The sequence below is a fragment of the Chryseobacterium fluminis genome (assembly GCF_026314945.1).
Classification (GTDB): Bacteria; Bacteroidota; Bacteroidia; order Flavobacteriales; family Weeksellaceae; genus Chryseobacterium; species Chryseobacterium fluminis.
In genome coordinates, this window is sequence record NZ_CP111121.1 from 2,534,955 (window position 1) to 2,553,505 (window position 18,551).

Genomic DNA, 18,551 nt, shown 5'->3' on the forward strand with positions numbered 1-18,551 from the left:
TTACAGATGCTATTCCTAAAAGCATCATCAAAGCAACAAAATTAGTTTCTTTCCTTCAATTAACATAATGATTTTCTCTATGGGAAAAATATGTTTTTCCGTTATACCATAAACCACTCGTTCACAAGAGATGCCGCCAGTCTTGCCGTACGGTCCTGTATATCGAATGACGGATTTACCTCTGCTACATCCAGGGCAATAAGCTTCTCACTTTTTAAGATATGCCTGTAGAAATGCATAAAAGCAGCATCGGCAAAAATTCCGTTGTACGAAGCAGCTGAAACCCCGGGCGCAATAGAAGCATTAAAAACATCCATGCAGATTGTTACATAAGCAAAATCCACTTCTTCCAGAAGATCATCAATCCGCTGATAAACGGAAGGCAGATTTTCAAAAAACAATTCATCAGCCAGAATATACTTCATGCCATACTGGTGAGCGGTATCAAATAATTTCAGGGTGTTAGAATTTCGTTGAATCCCGATATGTAAAGAATGCATTTTTCCTTCCTGAGCGATCTGCCAGAATCCTGTTCCCGAGCTCGCTCCTACTCCATCTTCAGGCTGCCTGTTGTCAAAATGGGCATCTATATTGATAATTCCGATTTTCTGTTCCGGAAAAGCGGTCTTTACGCCTAAGTAATGTCCGTAGGTTACTTCATGACCTCCACTTAAAACAACAGATTTTCCGCCCTTTAATAAAACTTTAGAAACATTCTTGGCGAGGTTGCTTTGGGCATTTTCCAGGTTTCCGTCCTCACAGGTTACGTTTCCAAAATCCAGCAGTGAAAAATCCGGAAGAATAACCGGAAAATTAACCATGTTTTTACGGATGACATCGGGTGCATCTTGTGCTCCTGTTCTCCCTTTATTTCTGCGGACGCCCTCATCAACAGCAAATCCGTGCAAAACGAAATCATTCACTGAAACAGAATCGTAATTATTTTCTTCTTTTACTCTCTGAAATATTCTGTGGTGAAGAAGTTCTTCACCGTCTAATCTTCCCTGCCAGATGTTGTTCATCATTAATTATTTTTATTGGTGTGTGATCGTCATGCCAAGCCCTCTATTTTTTATAGAAACAGTAATTTAAAAATAGTAAATTATTGAATTCGGCTATTTATATTCAGATTATTTGTCATTCAATATAATACATGACCATTCGCATGTTCCAATATCGGGCCATAATGGTCATACTGAAAATCCGGATTATTTTATCCTGTAAAGCATTTATTATTTAATATTTTTCTCCGTTGATATATACATTTTCCGCTTTTAAACTTCCCTGGTTGTAAAGCACATTCTGAAAATTATCTGTTTTAAAAGTGACAAAATCAGCCTTCATATTTTTTTCCAGTCTTCCTCTGTCTTCCAATCCGAGAGCAAATGCAGAACGGAATGTTATGCCTGCCAATACTTCTGCTGTGGTTAATTTTTCAAAGGTTGCCAAAACGGATGCCTGGGTAATTAAATTCCCCATCGGTGCAGAACCGGGATTCCAGTCACTTGCGATCGCTACGATGGCACCTGCATCCAATAGCTTCCGTGCCGGGGTAAATTTTTCACCTAACCCTAAACTCGCTCCCGGAAGTGCAGTCGCTACCGTATCAGACTGTGCTAAAAATGCAATATCCTCATCTATCGTTGCTTCTAAATGGTCTGCAGACTGTGCACCGGCCTCAACCGCAATTCTCGAGCTTCCCGGGGTAAACTGGTCGGCATGAACGGTAAGTCTGAAGCCCAGCGCTTTCGCCTTAAGCAGGAAATTTTTACTTTCTTCAGGCTGAAATGCTGATTTCTCAATAAAAATATCCACACGGTCGGCAAGGTTTTCCTCTTTTACTTTAGGTAAAATTTCAGATATAATATACTGCAGATAGTCTTCATTGCTTCCATCGAAATCCCTTGGCTTTAAGTGGGCAGAAAGACAGGTCGGAACCAAAGCTGCTTTTGTGTGTTGCTGCGCTTTTTTAATCATCCGAAGCATTTTAAGCTCATTCTCAAGATCCAGACCATAACCGCTTTTAACTTCAATCGTTGTGATTCCGAGAGAAATTAAAAAATCAATTCTTTCCAGCAGGGTTTTTAAGAGTTCTTCTTCAGAAGCCTCCCGTGTATGCTGAACAGAGCTCCAGATTCCGCCCCCGCTTTCAGCAATTTCAAGATATGTTTTTCCTGCATTACGCATTGCAAAATCATTGGCACGGTTTCCGCCAAAGCAGATGTGGGTGTGGGAATCTACGAAGGCAGGAAGAACAATCTGCTCCCCCTCTATGGTCTCGATCTCAATGTTCTGATGTTCTGATTTTAATACTTCATAATTTCCGATCTGCTGAATTCTATCATTGTGAACTAAGATTCCTCCATCCACAATTATTTCAAGCTGTTCGTCTGAAAGTTTTCCTCTTAACGGAAGATCGGCAAGTGTCACCACCTGTCTGAAAGGGCCAATTAATTTCATGTATTGTTACGTTGAGATGAAGAGGCTGAACATTAGTCAGCTTGTGATTTTATTTAAATTGTGTACAACCTCTTTATCATTTGTTATTACTATTTCCCTCTCAAAAATACTTAAAATTTATTAATCCTGTCAATGATAAACACTGCAGCTTATACTCATATTATAATCCTTAATCTCAGTGCGAAATTTATCGTATCTCCATCTTTCGCCTTAATCTCAATTTTGTTATCTTTACAGTAAATGAAATAGAATTAATGCCCGATTTTTTACATCCAGATAAAGACAATTATTCCCGCGAAGAGCTCATGCAGGAAGAACAGATCCGCCCGCAGAGTTTTAAGGATTTTGCAGGACAGAGGAAAACATTGGAGAATCTCGAAGTTTTCGTGACTGCCGCAAAAAAACGTGGTGGTGCTCTTGACCATGTTTTATTACACGGACCTCCAGGCCTGGGTAAAACAACTCTAGCCAATATTATAGCCAATGAACTCGGCGTAAACTGCAAGATTACTTCGGGACCTGTTCTGGATAAACCCGGCAGTCTGGCCGGTTTATTAACGAATCTGGAAGAAAATGACGTGCTTTTCATTGATGAAATTCACCGCCTGTCGCCTGTTGTGGAAGAATACCTGTATTCTGCGATGGAAGATTATAAGATCGACATTATGCTGGAAACCGGTCCTAATGCAAGAAGCGTACAGATCGGATTAAATCCTTTTACCCTGGTAGGAGCTACCACCAGGAGCGGGATGCTGACAAAACCGATGCTTGCAAGATTTGGGATCCAGAGCAGGCTGGAATATTATACGATAGAATTGTTATCGATGATTATCATCAGAAGTGCACGGGTTTTAGGCGTTAAAATTTATGAAGATGCAGCGATAGAAATTGCCCGGAGAAGCCGTGGAACTCCCAGAATAGCAAATGCCCTTTTAAGAAGAGTCCGTGATTTTGCGGAAATTAAAGGAAATGGTGAAATTGAGATCAACATCACCATATACGCTTTAAATTCTCTGAATGTAGATGAGTTCGGATTGGATGAAATGGATAATAAAATCATGCGTGTCATGATCGAAAATTTCAAAGGCAAGCCTGTTGGAATCTCTGCTTTGGCAACATCCATTGCTGAAAATCCGGAAACACTGGAAGAGGTGTATGAACCGTTCCTTATTCAGGAAGGATTTATCATCAGAACCCCAAGAGGAAGAGAAGTGACTGATAAAGCATATAAGCATCTCAATATCGCGATACCCCGAAATCCGGGAGAGCTTTTTTAATAAATAATTAAATGAACAGCTACTATTGGAAGCAAAGTAATTTTCAAGAAAAAGACAATGTCATTCGAAATACATCTTTCGATTTTTCAATCAGGATAGTCTACTTGTAGAAAGTTGTTTGCAATGGAAAGACTTTTAGGAAAAAAGAATTCATTACTGACTTAGAATTACATTCTTAAAAATAAATATCGAAGAAATTGTAAACTATTAACTACGATTTTGAAACTTCCAGACAAAATTATTAATTTACTTTTAATTATAAATGTTTATACCTAAGTTATACAAGAGCGAAGATGATCAGCTGATGAGAGAAATCATCAGGGAGAATTCTTTTGCGCTACTGATTTCTTCTGTGGATAAAATAAGAGCCACGCATTCGATGATGCTGCTTAATGAAGAGGATACAGAAAATATTTATATCGAAAGTCATATTTCGAGAGCCAACCCACAGGCGAAAGCTTTAAAAGACGGTGATGAAGTTCTCTGTGATTTTCTGGGTGCTCATGCTTATGTTTCGAGCAGCTGGTATGATCATATGAATGTCTCTACCTGGAATTATGAAGCAGTTCAGATTTATGGAAAAGTGAAATTGATGAATCAGGAAGAATTATACCGTCATCTGGAAAAACTGACTTCCCAATACGAAAGATTTCAAAAATGTCCTGTAATGACAAAAGACATGGGAAGAGATTTTGTGGAAAAGGAGATGAAGGGCGCGTTCGGACTGAAGATCATTCCGACTGAGATTTTTATTAAACAGAAACTGTCCCAGAACAGAAAAACAGATGATTTCCGGAACATTATTTTCCATCTTGAAAATGGTGATGAAAACGGAAAAAAAATTGCTGAGAAAATGAAACAGTTAAAGAAATAATACATTATAAACTTAATATTATATGAAACTATATCCAATACAATGTGGAAAATTTAAACTGGATGGCGGCGCCATGTTCGGAGTCGTCCCAAAGAGTCTGTGGGAAAAAACAAACCCGGCAGACGAAAGAAACCTGATCGAACTGGGAACGCGTTCCCTTCTTGTAGAGGACGGAAAAAAACTGATATTGATCGACTGTGGTCTAGGAAATAAACAGGATGACAAATTCTTCGGTCACTATTCTCTTTGGGGCGATGATACTCTGGACAAAAATCTAAAAAAATACGGTTTTGTGAAGGAAGATATCACGGATGTATTCTTAACACACCTCCACTTCGATCACTGCGGCGGAGCTATCGAATGGAACGATGACAGAACCGGCTACAGGCCTGCATTTAAGAACGCACAGTTCTGGACCAATGAAAACCACTGGCAGTGGGCCACGGAGCCTAATCCGAGAGAGAAAGCAAGCTTTTTGAAAGAAAATATCATCCCGATTCAGGAAAGTGGGCAACTGAACTTTCTACCCCTTCCTGCTACCGGAAATTATGGTTTTGCACCCGATCTGAAGATGGATGTCATCTTTGTTGACGGACATACTGAAAAGCAAATGCTCCCGGTTCTTCAATATCAGGATAAGACAATTGTTTTCGCAGCAGACCTCATTCCTACGTCAGGTCATATCAACCAGGTGTATGTAATGGGATATGATACCAGACCTCTTCTGACCATGGAAGAAAAAGGAAAATTTCTGAAACAGTGTATCGATAATGAATATCTTTTATTCTTTGAGCATGATGCCCATCACGAGCTGGCCAGTCTGAAAATGACTGAAAAAGGGGTGAGACTGGACGAGACCTTTAGTTTTAATGATGTTTTTGGATATTAATTTTTTAAGTATGGAAGAATTAAATTCAGAAGCACAAAAACCGGAGCCTGATCCGTTATCGAATTCCAAGATCATTGGATTAACGGGGGGAATCGGTTCGGGAAAAACAACAGTAGCCCGATTTATTGAAGACTGTGGATTTCCGGTTTATTACTCGGATGAAAGAGCCAAAGATATCGTGAATGAAGACCCAATATTAAAAGTGAAAATCAGGGATCTTTTAGGGGAAAATGCATATGATGAAAATGGTTTGTATAACCGGAAATTTGTTGCTGAAAAAGTTTTCACCGATAAGGATCTGCTTCAGCAATTAAACGAAATCATTCACCCTGCCGTGCGGGTTGATTTTGAAAAATGGGTGAAGGAACAAACCAAATATTTAGTTTTTAAAGAGACAGCGTTGTTATTTGAACTGAAGCTCCACAAAGAATGTTACAAATCTCTTCTGGTAACCGCTGAAGATAATATAAGAACTAAAAGGGTAATGGACAGAGACGGGAAAACCTACCGTGAAGTAGAGGCCATCATGGAGAAGCAAATGCCCGAAAAAGATAAAATAAAGCTTGCCGACTGCATTATCTATAACAACACCAATTTAGAGGATCTGAAGGAACAAACCGAAAAGATAATTTTCGACATCGAATAAAATAAACTCGCCGGAATCCTCCGGCGGGATTATTTTTTTAAATCCAGACAGCAGATAAAAAAATTAGCTCTCATTTCTGAGAGCTAATTCTATTTAATAAGTAATTATTATTCTTTAATGAATTTCTTCTGAACCGTAATTTGTTCTCCATCCTGGATGTCTATTACATAAACTCCGTTGATCAATGCATGAACGTCAATCTTATTATTCAGAATAATTCCGTTAGATACTAATTGTCCTGCAGAATTGTAGATCTTATAATTGGCTCTCGGGCTGATATTTTTCACATACAATACTGAGCTCACCGGGTTAGGATAAATTACAATATCCGTCTGGCTAATCGCGTTTGGTACAGGATTTTTAGAAATTCTTACCGTGTAATCTTCAACTTCGCCATCCTGGAAGCTGGTACAGTTTACCGGAATTCCATCTTTCTGTAATGCTACTCTCATGACAACATATTTATAATCTGTCATACTGATGAAGGCGTCTGCCGGAACAGTGAAGGTTCCTGTAAGAGGCGTTGTAGCGTTAGCAGAAGAAGTATAGACTCTTTCATTGATATCGAAATAGCCATTCCTGTTAAAGTCGATCCAGACTGCAATTGCTGCATTGGTTCCTGATGTTAATTTTTTCTCAATCGTAATTTCATTTCCTGCAGATCCCTGAATCATCTCTATAAACTTAGCAGGGTCCCCTGTGTAATCTGTATACGTGGAGGCTCCGGAAGTATTTTCCATTACGGGTTTTCCTGTAGGTTTTACAGTAACTTTTGCAATAGATGCGTTGGCGGCACTTGCTGAAGACATCTGACAGTAGATTACGGTAGGTGTTGTAAAGAAATACGGTTGTGTAAAGGTACCTGTTGTATTTCCGCTACAAACGTTTGCTACCATCATTTCGTACTTCGTCAATTCCAGGAGACCTGTAAGCGTCAATGTATTGGTATTTACCGCTACTGTTGTCCAGCTCGGAATCCCCACTTTTCTGTATCTCAACAGGTAAGTAGCTCCCGGGAAAGGATCCCAGACTACTACCGCAGAGGTAGGTGTAAGGTTGGTAATGGTTAATCCCGGAGGTGGCAATTCACAAGTTCTTTCCGTAGTGAATACTTTTGGATTGGAGTACGGATTAATTACGGTATCTCCGGTACATCTGTTCGCTACCTGTACTTCATACGTGGTATAAGGTGTTAAATTTGTTAAAGTAAATGTATTCCCCGGTGCAGGCACAGGATCGATTACCGTCCACGGTAAAGTAGACCCTACGATTCTGTATCTCAAAATATAGTTTGAGCTTGCCGCAATCGGACCCCACGAAACTACTGCAGAGTTCGTCGTCACATTGGTGATGGTTACTGTAGGAGGTGTAGGATCACATTTTGTCGTAAATGTTCTCACTGCTGTAAATGTACCTGCAGTGGCACCACAAACAGCGGCAATCTGAACCTCGTAAGTTGTAGCAGGCGTTAATCCTGAAACATTAAGAGGAATATTCCCCAGTTGTGTCGAAGCATACACCTCGGTCCATGGTCCGGCCGGAGGTCCCTGTACTCTGTATCTTACCAGATAGCTAAGGTTATTTGTGGCTCCGGTCCAGTTAATGACTGCAGAGTTATGAGTAACGGTAAATGTCGGCAGGTTGGGTGTAACATTGCTACAAGGTCTCAGCCGTACTGCATAATCTTCCACTTCTCCGTTGATGGCGTTCTGACATAATACAGGAGCACTTGTGCGTTTGAGCACAACTCTCATTGTTGTCGTCAGTGGTCCGGTGTACACTCCGGCAGCCGGTATAGCGAAAGTATTGGTGACCGGAGTTGTGGTATTGGCCGGAGAATTTAAAATTTGCTCGCTCGCTTCAAAAACTCCGTTTCGGTTATAATCTATCCATGCACTGACGGCTTCATTATACGTAGCACCGGACCAGCCTTTCGCTACGGAAATGGTGTTTCCTGTAGAACCGATATCCAGATTAATCAGAGTAGCAGGTGCTGTGTAGCTGATGTAATTGGTCTGAACGGACGTATTACTCATTGGCAGTACTCCAGGGTTAGATGAGGTAACTGTTACATTCGAGATATAATCGGTTGTTCCTGTACCGGTCATATTACAATAAGACAATGCCGGTGTTGTAAATGTCGTAGTGGCAGAGAATGCCCCCTGGGTTCCACCACATACTGTTGCCACCTGAACGTCATACGTTGTCTGCTCTGTAAGACCTGTAATATTATAAAGGTTAATCGGCGGTGTTGTTACATTCACGGTAGTCCATGTTCCGGCTGGAGAAAGTCTGTATCTTACAACATAGGTTGCCCCGGTAGTCGGAATCCACGATACAGTAGCGGTAGTAGCTGCAAGGTTAGAAATCGTAATGTTGGTAGGCGGAGCGCTTGAACATGGCTGAAGATCTATTAATTTCACAGCGTAATCTTCCACCTCACCCCAGGTAAATGTACCACAGGCAGTAGCTGCGGCAGATTCTCTTAAGACGACACGCATCCGTGTGGTAAAGTTTCCGGAGTAAGCACCTGTAGGAACAGTAAATGTCGCCGTCACAGGAGAAGTTGTATTGCTTGGTGAAGTTAATACCTGCTCGCTTGCCTCAAACGTTCCGTTTCTGTTAAAGTCGATCCAAACTCCTGTCCCGAATGAATACTGGGTTCCCGGCCAGGTTTTGGTTACAGAGATCTGATTTCCTGTAGATCCTCTTACTAAAGTCAGTAATCTTGAGGCATCTGTGCTGTAATCGGTATAATTACTGAAGTTTGAATTACTTGACATTACAATAGAGTTCGTAGGAACTACAGTAACATTGCTGATATATCCATCAACAGTAGTACTTGTAGAGGCTGCCGAACAATATGAAATCGCAGGGGTTGTAAAGTTTACACTTGAGGAGAATGCTCCCTGCGTACCTCCGCAAATCGTCGCTACCTGAACTTCATAAGTCGTCTGTTCTAATAGGTTGATCAATGTTGTATTATTAACAAGAGGTGTTGTGATATTAATCGTATTCCATGCTCCGCTTGGAGCCACTCTATATCTTACTACATACGTAGCACCCAAAGCCGGTGTCCAGGATACAAAAGCGCTCGTAGCCGTAACATTGCTCACAGCAACGTTTGCAGGAGGTGCTGATGAACAAGGCTGCAGCTGTTCTGCCACAAACTGAACTCTCGGAATAGCTGCATATCTGCTGCTCGCCGTAGGAGGTGTAGCAGGATCCGGATTGGTGCTGTCACTATAGTACAGGATACCACGGTTTGTCCCTGCATTATAGCTTCCCCAATTGGCAGTACACGAATAGTCAGGAGCATTTTCATCAACTGCAATTACAATATTACCCGTTCCGTTCCATGTGAATGGCGTCGTTAAAGGAATTTCCACCCAGGTACCTGCTGTCATAGTCGGCAGTGTTCCTGAATAGACCTGTGTTAAGGTTGTTGACGGTACCCAACTGGTGGTAGTAGCGTAATTGGCCTGAGTTGTGTTGCCCATGTAAACCACCCACTGGTTGTAATTAGCCTGCGTGGTCGCCGGAGAATCTACATAAAACTTAATTTTTGTGATATAATTATTCGGGCCTACAGCAGCTCCGACTTCGGCAGCCGTATAAATCTGCTGAGAATAACTATATCCGAAGCAGGAATACACAGGTAGGTTCCCTGTCGTTGTCGTTCCTGTTCCGATCTGTCCCGGTGTAAATGCCGGACCCGGTACCCAGGTACTTTTATCTGTCCCTGAACATACAGACCGCACCCACCAATAATGAGTCGTTCCTCCCGGTAAGCCTCCGACAGTTGCGGTAGGCGTAGCAGTAGGCGTTCCTACAGTTGTAGGGCCAGGTACTGTATTGGTGGTTGAAACATAATACTCATACCCATTGGCAGGAGCCGTAGTCGGGGTCGTCCATCCCAGTGTTGCCCCATTATATGTAACCGCAGAAACTACAGGAGCAGAGGGTACAAAACAGGTTGGGATGAATAATGAAATATTATCAATGGCAATCGGCGGATTCGTTCCTACGATATCGTCATTTCTCCATTCGAAGACAAGACGCATCGGTCCTCCTGCAAATGTGCTAATATTCATGGCTGGTGAACTGTAGGACTGCCATGAGTTCTGCTGGTTAAATTGTCCGACCTGTATTCTGCCTGCTCCGGCAGCAATCTGTACTCCGGGAGTGGGCGTAAAAGTAGCAGGAACTAACCAGACTCTTAAATAATCATAAGTACTTTCCCCAAAACCTTTCCAATCGAATGAAAAGCTTGCTGAGGTCGTACCCGCAGGAATCGTGATATCTCTATAGGCCTGTACTACACTTTCAGCAGTAATACTATAGCTGTTCGAGACTCCATTATCATTAGAGATGTAAAGGGAGCCACCGGGATTTCCTGTTACAGATCCATAGAACCATTGGTTGGTCTGGCCTGTGTTCAAAAGTGTCAAATCATTACCTGTAGAAAAGTTTTGGCTATAGGGTAATGTGGCTGGTGTCTGTCCGTAAAGCTTGCTGAGCAGCCCTACACTTAACAAACACAAAAGAAATAATAAAGAAGTAGAGTTTTTCTTCATAATGTTCTCAAATATTATATTAATTACACAAATCTAATCATTTTTTATTATTAATTTAACAAATAAGCGTGTTTTTTTTGATAAAAATTAACAAAAGTAACCTTATGGTTTAAAATAAAAAAAATCCCCAGGCAAAGCCTGAGGATTCATTATTGTTTAAAGTATTTTATTACTTTTTGATAAATTTAGATCTGAACAGATCCTGTCCTTTGTCGTCTATGGTAATCACATATGCTCCTTTGATTAATGAAGAAACATTGATTTTTCCATCATTGACATTTCCACTTCCAATTAACTGACCAGCAGCGCTGTAGATTTTATAAGAAGCTTTATCTGTAACCTTAGTAACATTCAGTACGTCAGTCGCAGGGTTCGGATAGATTTGGATCCCATCTTTAGGGTTGGCAAGATCACTTGTTCCAAGGGAACTCGCTACTACAACATTATAGTCTTCAACCTCACCATCGTTAAAGTTAACTCCGCATACCCAAGTCGCTGGTGCAGCCAATCCTGCATTTCCTGCCCCGGCAAATCCAAGTAAAACTCTCATTCTTAACGGTTGGTTTTCAACCACGCCAGTTGTCGGAACTGTAAATGATCCTGTATAAGTAGCAACACTTGCTACAGGGAAGTTAAGAACTCTTTCCGAAGCATCGAAAGTTCCGTCTCTGTTATAATCAATAAATACCATGGCTGCATCGTAAGCAGCGATATTACTGTTGATGGTCATAGAATAGTTTGTTCCTTTTACAAGATTAACCTGAAGAGCAGAGTTAGTCGTATAATTGGTGTATGTACTTCCTAATGAAGTATTATTGATATTTGCAACCTGTACTTTTGAAATATAAAGGTTTGCTGCTGTAACCGTATTAGAAGTACAGTAGTTTAATCCTGCAGTGGTAAAGTTTACAGATGCAGAGTAAGTACCAGGCGTTCCTGAACAAACAGCAGCAATCTGAACTTCATAAGCCGTAGCATCAGCAAGACCGGCCAAAGTCACAGAAGGTGAAGTTGAGGTAGTCTGTTGCCACGTCGTTTCAGTAGTTTTCTTATATCTTATAATATAAGTAGCTCCTGAAATTGGCGCCCAACTCACGGTAGCACCACTTACCGTAATATTACTTGTTGTAATTCCTGTAGGTGCAGAACCGTCACAAACCGCGAATGTAGTTACGTTCACACTCTTAATAGCATAGAATACATTACCCAAAGCAGAAATTCTCACTTTGATGGTCTGATTATTCAATGAAGCCGGTAGGGTAAAGTTTTCCGTTCCGTCATTTGCCGTAGAGGCAGAAAGAACCGTCCATGTTGTCCCGTTATCAGTAGTATAATCTATTTTCACATTAGCCACACTATAAGGTGCTGCTGTAGTACCAGCAACATCCCATTCAATAGCAGTAGGCACTGAGTGTGATGCATATTGAGTGTTTACTTTGAACGGACCGTTGTTTCCAACAACGATTGTCTGCTCTGCAAACTGAGATTGCTGCTGCGCAGTATTCGCATTATTGTCTCTCACCGTTACCGCAAATTTAGTTGTTCTCGGAACTATAGAAACAGATTCCCAACCATTGTTTGTATTATCCAGAACGCCATTCAATACTGAAGCCAGCTTAGGGAAATATCTCGTAGGGCTTGTCGTAGGCGCGAAAGATCTGAATGAAGCACCCGTACTTGTATTCCCTAAGTTTATTTTACTAATGGTAACACTGGCATTGTCAACCTGCTCCCATGTATAAGTTAAAGGATCATTTTCAGGATCCGTTGCAGAGGCGGTTAATACGAACGCGGTTCCTTTAGGAATATTATAAGTAGGTAAAGCCGCAATAACAGGAGGATTATTGGTCATTGCAGTTTCTACATCACATGTTTTAGCAATAAGGTTAGTCTGAACCTGTCTGATACTTTCTTTGTGGAAATAAGCATCAGAGTGTGCCTGAACATCAGTATTAGCTCCTGTAATCCCTGCATACCCCATAATCGTAGATCCGGAACCCGGTTCTACATTTACAAGAGCATTCTCAAGACCATGAGAGAAGGTATGGTTAGCACCAAGCTGGTGACCCAATTCGTGAGCCACATAATCGATATCAAAATTATCTCCCGCAGGAATTCCGTCAGCCGGAGAAGTGTATCCTGAGCCTTTTCCTTTAGGGACAGCAGTGGTAGGGTTGATACAAACACAACCGATACATCCTGCATTACCACCACCTCCGGAAGCTCCGAATAAGTGGCCAATATCGTAGTTATCATTACCCACGTTAGCCGTAAGGGTCTGCTGTAACTCAAGATTCCATGCTCCCCCTGCACCTGCAGTAGCGCCTGAATAAGGGTCAGTGGCTGCATCAGTAAAAATTACGTTCTGAAAATCCTGTAAGATTAACTTTAATGCAAAATCTTTTTCGAATACCCCATTAACTCTGGTCATCGTAGCATTAATACCTGCCAATGCTCCGGCAACAGTTCCTCCGTGAAACGTTGTATATTCACCGGTCACAGACATCACAAGTCTCATCGTTCTGTATTTCTTATCAGACATTTTTGAGAAGTCTGTCGGCTGGTTTGCAAAAGACTGACCGTTTTGGAATAACTGATCAATCTGGCTTACTGCTGCAGGGCTTTCTGATGTACTGCATAAAAAACCTTTTCCTTCAGTTTTCTTTGCTTTAGGGTGGATACCGTAAATCGTTTTATCTGCAGACTGAGGCTCTATAAATTCATAATTTCCGTCTTTGATGACCATAGACTGGAAATCGTTAGGAGCTACCGAAAATCTTACATACTTACCCGGATCGTCAATACCCACTCCTACATAAGAGCCAAGCTGATATTGATCAGCCAATGATTTTACAACAACCGGAGAACTATATACTGCAAATTTTTCTATTTTCCCATTTAAGGTAGGTAAGGAAATCTCCACAGCTTTTGCATTAGCACCTGTTTCCTGAGCATTCTTTAGTTGCTCTTTGATCTTATTAAGATCTAACTTGTAATAGCCGCCATGCACCGCAGAGAGTTCTGTACCTCTCTTTGGCGCTTGCGCAGGTGACCACTGCGCAATGGCAGAAGTACCGATCAAACTACAAAATAAAGTAGTAATGAGTTTTTTCATAAAAGGACTATTTTTTAACTTCTCAAAAATAACCACAGATTATCATAAAAACCAAAAAAAAATCATACTATTTTCTTTTTTTTTAGAACAAAATAAACAATACACCATTAAATGGATATTTTTCCAACAACAAAAGCGCTGAATTATGTTAGCGCCTTTATTATTTCCGATGAAAAATTTTCATAAAAAGATTTATTTCTTTTACCAATTTAACAGTTTAAATATTTTATAAACTTAACAGCACCCTTGTATACATCACCATGTAGAAGAATTTGGCGTCTCCTTTTACTACCTTATGCGCAATAACACAAAACTGCCAGACTAAGTGAGCGGCAGTAACTGTTCATAAGGTTTATTTTTAGTTTTGGAAATACTGCCTGCCATAATTAAACTTCAAAGTGCATTAGTTTCCTTTTTAGAATGCCAAACAATATAACCTTACATATAGATTGAACAAAAGCTCTGAGAGATCCCAGAGCTTTTATTATATTCCATGAAAAAATGAATGTAAAGGTTTATTTCTTTATAAATTTTATTATTTTGGATATTCCCTTATCTTTAATCGTAATGATATATACACCCGTGATCAAACTCTCCACCTGTACCCGATTATTATTAATTACTCCACTCTTAACCAGCTGTCCTGCCGCATTATGAATCTCGAAGTCTGCCTTATCTGATACTTTTGTAATATATAGAATATCTGAAGTTGGATTAGGATATACCTGAATGTCATTTCCAGAATCATTCTGCTCTACTGTACTTAACGTTAGGGGACTTGAAACAATGACATTATAATCTTCCACTTCTCCAAATGCATAGGAAGTACATGCTTCAGGTGAAATATTATACCGAAGTGCCACTCTCATTTTAAGTTTTTGATTCAGTACTGCGGTGACAGGAACAGAAAATGTTGAACTCACGGTAGGATTGCTACTCGTTTGCGCATCCATAACCATTTCACTGGCTTCAAATATTCCGTTTCTATTAAAGTCTATCCAAGCCCTCACTGCTTCGGGATTGACGCCGGCAGTCCAGGTTATGGTGACAGAGATCATATTATTTGTTCCGCTTATAAGATTTATCGTTTTGGCGGGGTCTGTTCCGTAGTCTGTATAATTCCCGGCTCCCGAATTATTATTAATATTAGCTAAGGTCACATTTGAAATATATTCATCGTTGGAAGATGAAGTTTTTATAGTACAATAAGTAATGGTGCTAAGCGTTGTAAATTGCTTGGTTGTGCTATAGGTTCCTACAGCCCCTGAACAGACGGCAGCCACTTCTACATCATATTTACTGTCAGATGCCAAACCACTTAATGTTATACTATTAGTTGCAGAAGTTGTTTGTTGCCATGATACATCGGTAGTCTTTTTATATCTGACCTGATAAGCAGCTCCTAACACACTACTCCAATTTACCTTAGCTGAAGATGCTGTAATATTTTCTACTGTTACAAGGGTAGGCGCACTTCCGTCACAAATAGGAGTAGTAGTTACAGATATCTGTTTTACCGCGTAAAAAACATTCCCGATAGAGGATATTCTTAATTTAATATTCTGCCCGTTTAAGGCAGCAGGAAAATTAAAGCTTTCAGATCCGTCATTCCCTGTAGATGCAGTAAGAATAGTCCATGTTGAACCATTATCGGTGGTGTAATCTATTTTAACATTCGGAGAATTATAAGGCGCAGCATTGGTATTGGCTACATCCCAGGAGACAGGAGACGAAATATTGTGATACACTTGTGTCGTATTAATTTTAAACGGTCCGTCATTTCCTACAACAATTGTTTGTTCAGCATATTGAGTCTGCTGCTGGGTTGGTATGTTATGATTATCTCTTACTGTCACGGCAAACTTACTTATTCTCGCAACTGCAGAAACAGATTCCCATGTGTTTAAATTATTATTAAGAGTGCCCGCTAAAACCGATGATAGTTTGGGAAAATACCGGGTGGGACTGGAAGCCGGGCTTACCGATCTGAAAGTAGCTCCGGTCGTAGTGGTTCCCAAATTATTTTTATTTGTTGTTACAGTAGCATTATCTACCTCTTCCCAGGTATAAGTCAGCGGATCATTTTCCGGGTCAGTAGCAGATGCTGTCAGAACAAAAGCGGTTCCTTTAGGAATATTATAAGTAGGTAATGCTGCAATCACTGGTGGATTATTGGTCATTGCTGTTTCGACGTCACAGGTCTTATTCCTTAAATTCGTCTGAATTTCTTTAATGCTTGCAATATGAAAATATGGATCTGAATGAGCCTGAACATCAGTATCTATGCCTGTAATCCCTGCGTAACCCATAATTGTAGATCCTGAGCCCGGTTCTACCTGTACTCCCGATCCTTCAAGATTCGTAGAGAAAGTGTGGTGAGCTCCCAACTGATGCCCCATTTCATGGGCGACGAAATCAATATCAAAGTCATCTCCTACAGGACTTGTTGTCTGACTATATGCGGAACCTTTCGCTTCCGGCTTAAAAAAATGAGGATCGGTACAAACGCAACCTAAACATCCGGCAGATCCGTCTTTGTTTGCCGCATTAAATACATGCCCGATATCATAATTTGCATTTCCTACATTTATGGTAAGAACCTGTTGTAATGTGAGACCAATATTTGTTGTATATGGGTCTGAAGCGGCGTCTGTGTATATTATATCCGGGAAATTCTGCACATTCAGATGTACGGCAAGATCTTTTTCAAAAACCCCGTTTACTCTTGTCATCGTAGCATTAATGGCAGCAACAGCCCCTGCCACAGTACCGCCGTGATAGGCTGTGTATTCCCCTGTTGCAGATATTGCCAATCTCATGGTACGAAATTTCTTATCCGATGTTTTTGTAAAGTCAGTCGGCTGATGGGTAAATGAATTTCCTTTTGCGAAAAGGTCTTCGATTTCCTTTTTAGAAAGCTGATGTTCATTGGTAGAACACATAAAACCATTTTTGTCTTTATTGGTTTTTGGATGTACTCTATATATTGTCTTATCTTTATTCTGAGGATCTATAAATTCATAACTTCCATCTTTAATCATCATAGACTGAAAATCATTGGGAGCAACAGAAAATCTTACATATTTCGAAGGATCATCTATCCCTACCCCTACATAGGAGCCTAATTGATACTTTTCGGCCAGTTCCTTCACGACAACAGGAAAACTGTACACTGCAAATCTTTCAATTTTTCCACTCAGGGTAGGCAATAAAATCTCTACCGGCTTAGCATTTTTCCCAGTTTCCTGAGCTTTTGCAAGCTGAGTTCTGATCTTATCAAGATCAAGTTTATAATAGCTGCGGGAATCGGAAGTTTTTTGTGAATCATCATTCAATGCAGCAGGAACCCATTGGGCACATGCGCTACCTCCGATTAAACTCAATAATAAGGAGATAAATATTTTTTTCATATAAGCGTTATTTATTCAAGCTCAAAAATATTACATCGAAAAACAAAAAGCTAAAAAATATATAAAAATTTAAAACTACCCATTAAATCTCTGTTAATTAAAATATTTTAATTGAAAATAATAATGATAAAATAAAAAAGCCCTAAGAAAATTCTTAAGGCTTCACGGGATATTTTTTACAACAATGCTGTATTCTAAAATTTGTAGGCAATACTCCATGCAAATCCCATATTGAACTTGGAAGAACTTTTCCCGAATCCCGGAATGATCATTGGCTGAATGTCATCCTGCTTCGTTGTGAATATCATATATTTTGGCTGAAGATTTACATCTATATAAAAATCAGATTCAAAGAGCTGAACACGCCCTCCAAGAGTTCCTTCCAGCCAGTATGATGACTGTGATGAAGAAGGAAATGCTACAGAAGAGCTGCTCCCCCCATATCCACGCACCGGCACGGCCATATACTCCTGGGTGTAGAAAGACCCTCCTGCTTTACCTCCTGCATAAAAACCATTAAAGGCGTTTTCTGCATCTTTGGCCAGCATATAAAACGCACCTAACTTTAAAAATGGGCCATTCGCTTTTACATCATAGCCATTTTTCTGATATATATTTTTATCAAAACCGGCCTCTGCCACAGCATGCAGATCCCCTTTTATTCGTGAAGAGATGAATCCCTGAAACAGTTGTCTGTCCGAAAAGAACGAAGCGCCCAAATTAAGAACATCAAAACCTACCATAAAATTCGGTTCATATTTCCATTTCTCTTTTTCCACTTCTTTGTTATCCTGCGCAAAACTCAGCAGGCTCATACAACTAAAAAAGAAGGTAAAGATTAGTCTTGTCTTCATTCTCTATTTGATTTAATCCTAATTCCAGTTTCTGAACCGGGCTAGGCGTTACTAATTCTGAACTTAAATTTTCGTATGATTTCTTAATTCCACATCCGGGTGATACGTAGGTATTTTTAGTAGAATAGTTAACCCTTACCTTAGATTCCGAGCCGTTGAGTCGTGTTTTAAAATAAAGATCTGTAAAAGGGGAATCGTCAACACGCAGTGGAATTAACCGGGATTCATTATTAGCCGTTTTCCCCAAAGCCACCTTACCAGACCCGTAATCTACAGATACATATAAAGAATCTACGATAAGCGTTTTGCCCGTTTCTGCATTTTTAAATGATACTTTCAATCTTGGAGTTCCTTCTCCGCTTTCACAGATATCATCATCTCCCCCACATGAAACCATGGTTCCAATGGCACAGATCAATAAAAGAAATTTAAAATACTTCATATGAATA

At 40.2% G+C, this 18,551-nt stretch carries 11 protein-coding genes; 4 read left to right on the plus strand and 7 right to left on the minus strand.

Annotated features, from left to right (window positions below):
• Window positions 1–101: 101 nt before the first annotated feature.
• Window positions 102–1,022, minus strand: coding sequence for a formimidoylglutamase (hutG, locus tag ODZ84_RS11600; protein WP_266177361.1), 921 nt, complete (start codon window positions 1,020–1,022; stop codon window positions 102–104).
• 214 nt (window positions 1,023–1,236) lie between these two features.
• A complete protein-coding gene (gene hutI / locus ODZ84_RS11605) occupies window positions 1,237–2,460 on the minus strand; it encodes an imidazolonepropionase (RefSeq protein WP_266172459.1) in 1,224 nt (407 codons plus the stop codon).
• A gap of 254 nt (window positions 2,461–2,714) precedes the next feature.
• Here hutI and ruvB point away from each other — a divergent pair, with 254 nt between their 5' ends.
• From ruvB to coaE, 4 genes are all read left to right on the plus strand, one after another.
• Complete coding sequence (gene ruvB / locus ODZ84_RS11610; RefSeq protein ID WP_266172461.1) at window positions 2,715–3,737, plus strand: Holliday junction branch migration DNA helicase RuvB; 1,023 nt, start codon at window positions 2,715–2,717, stop codon at window positions 3,735–3,737.
• A 262-nt stretch (window positions 3,738–3,999) separates the two neighbouring features.
• On the plus strand, window positions 4,000–4,611 hold the full coding sequence (locus tag ODZ84_RS11615; protein WP_266172462.1) for an FMN-binding negative transcriptional regulator: 612 nt from the start codon (window positions 4,000–4,002) through the stop codon (window positions 4,609–4,611).
• 22 nt (window positions 4,612–4,633) lie between these two features.
• Entirely contained in the window at window positions 4,634–5,500 is an 867-nt protein-coding gene (locus ODZ84_RS11620; RefSeq protein WP_266172464.1) for an MBL fold metallo-hydrolase, read from the plus strand.
• A 10-nt stretch (window positions 5,501–5,510) separates the two neighbouring features.
• Window positions 5,511–6,146 (plus strand): dephospho-CoA kinase, encoded by a 636-nt coding sequence (gene coaE, locus ODZ84_RS11625; RefSeq protein ID WP_266172465.1) that lies wholly within the window; start codon window positions 5,511–5,513, stop codon window positions 6,144–6,146.
• 107 nt (window positions 6,147–6,253) lie between these two features.
• Here coaE and ODZ84_RS11630 read toward each other — a convergent pair whose 3' ends face one another.
• The 5 genes from ODZ84_RS11630 to ODZ84_RS11650 form a co-directional block, all read right to left on the minus strand.
• A complete protein-coding gene (locus tag ODZ84_RS11630) occupies window positions 6,254–10,723 on the minus strand; it encodes a GEVED domain-containing protein (protein WP_266172467.1) in 4,470 nt (1,489 codons plus the stop codon).
• A gap of 169 nt (window positions 10,724–10,892) precedes the next feature.
• Entirely contained in the window at window positions 10,893–13,838 is a 2,946-nt protein-coding gene (locus ODZ84_RS11635; RefSeq protein ID WP_266172468.1) for a reprolysin-like metallopeptidase, read from the minus strand.
• A 515-nt stretch (window positions 13,839–14,353) separates the two neighbouring features.
• Window positions 14,354–17,248: a reprolysin-like metallopeptidase gene (locus ODZ84_RS11640; protein ID WP_266172469.1), complete on the minus strand. Its 2,895-nt coding sequence runs from the start codon at window positions 17,246–17,248 to the stop codon at window positions 14,354–14,356.
• Window positions 17,249–17,442: 194 nt separating this feature from the next.
• On the minus strand, window positions 17,443–18,102 hold the full coding sequence (locus ODZ84_RS11645; protein WP_266172470.1) for a DUF6048 family protein: 660 nt from the start codon (window positions 18,100–18,102) through the stop codon (window positions 17,443–17,445).
• Entirely contained in the window at window positions 18,068–18,544 is a 477-nt protein-coding gene (locus ODZ84_RS11650; protein WP_266172471.1) for a DUF6452 family protein, read from the minus strand. Before ODZ84_RS11650 ends, ODZ84_RS11645 begins: the two co-directional genes overlap by 35 nt.
• Window positions 18,545–18,551 lie beyond the last annotated feature (7 nt).

Coding starts and splice junctions, on each gene's coding strand:
- ODZ84_RS11630 (WP_266172467.1), bottom strand. CDS start 10,723: ATGAAGAAAAACTCTACTTCTTTATTATTTCTTTTGTGTTTGTTAAGT.
- hutG (WP_266177361.1), bottom strand. CDS start 1,022: ATGAACAACATCTGGCAGGGAAGATTAGACGGTGAAGAACTTCTTCAC.
- ODZ84_RS11645 (WP_266172470.1), bottom strand. CDS start 18,102: ATGAAGACAAGACTAATCTTTACCTTCTTTTTTAGTTGTATGAGCCTG.
- ODZ84_RS11615 (WP_266172462.1), top strand. CDS start 4,000: ATGTTTATACCTAAGTTATACAAGAGCGAAGATGATCAGCTGATGAGA.
- ODZ84_RS11640 (WP_266172469.1), bottom strand. CDS start 17,248: ATGAAAAAAATATTTATCTCCTTATTATTGAGTTTAATCGGAGGTAGC.
- ODZ84_RS11635 (WP_266172468.1), bottom strand. CDS start 13,838: ATGAAAAAACTCATTACTACTTTATTTTGTAGTTTGATCGGTACTTCT.
- ruvB (WP_266172461.1), top strand. CDS start 2,715: ATGCCCGATTTTTTACATCCAGATAAAGACAATTATTCCCGCGAAGAG.
- ODZ84_RS11650 (WP_266172471.1), bottom strand. CDS start 18,544: ATGAAGTATTTTAAATTTCTTTTATTGATCTGTGCCATTGGAACCATG.
- coaE (WP_266172465.1), top strand. CDS start 5,511: ATGGAAGAATTAAATTCAGAAGCACAAAAACCGGAGCCTGATCCGTTA.
- ODZ84_RS11620 (WP_266172464.1), top strand. CDS start 4,634: ATGAAACTATATCCAATACAATGTGGAAAATTTAAACTGGATGGCGGC.
- hutI (WP_266172459.1), bottom strand. CDS start 2,460: ATGAAATTAATTGGCCCTTTCAGACAGGTGGTGACACTTGCCGATCTT.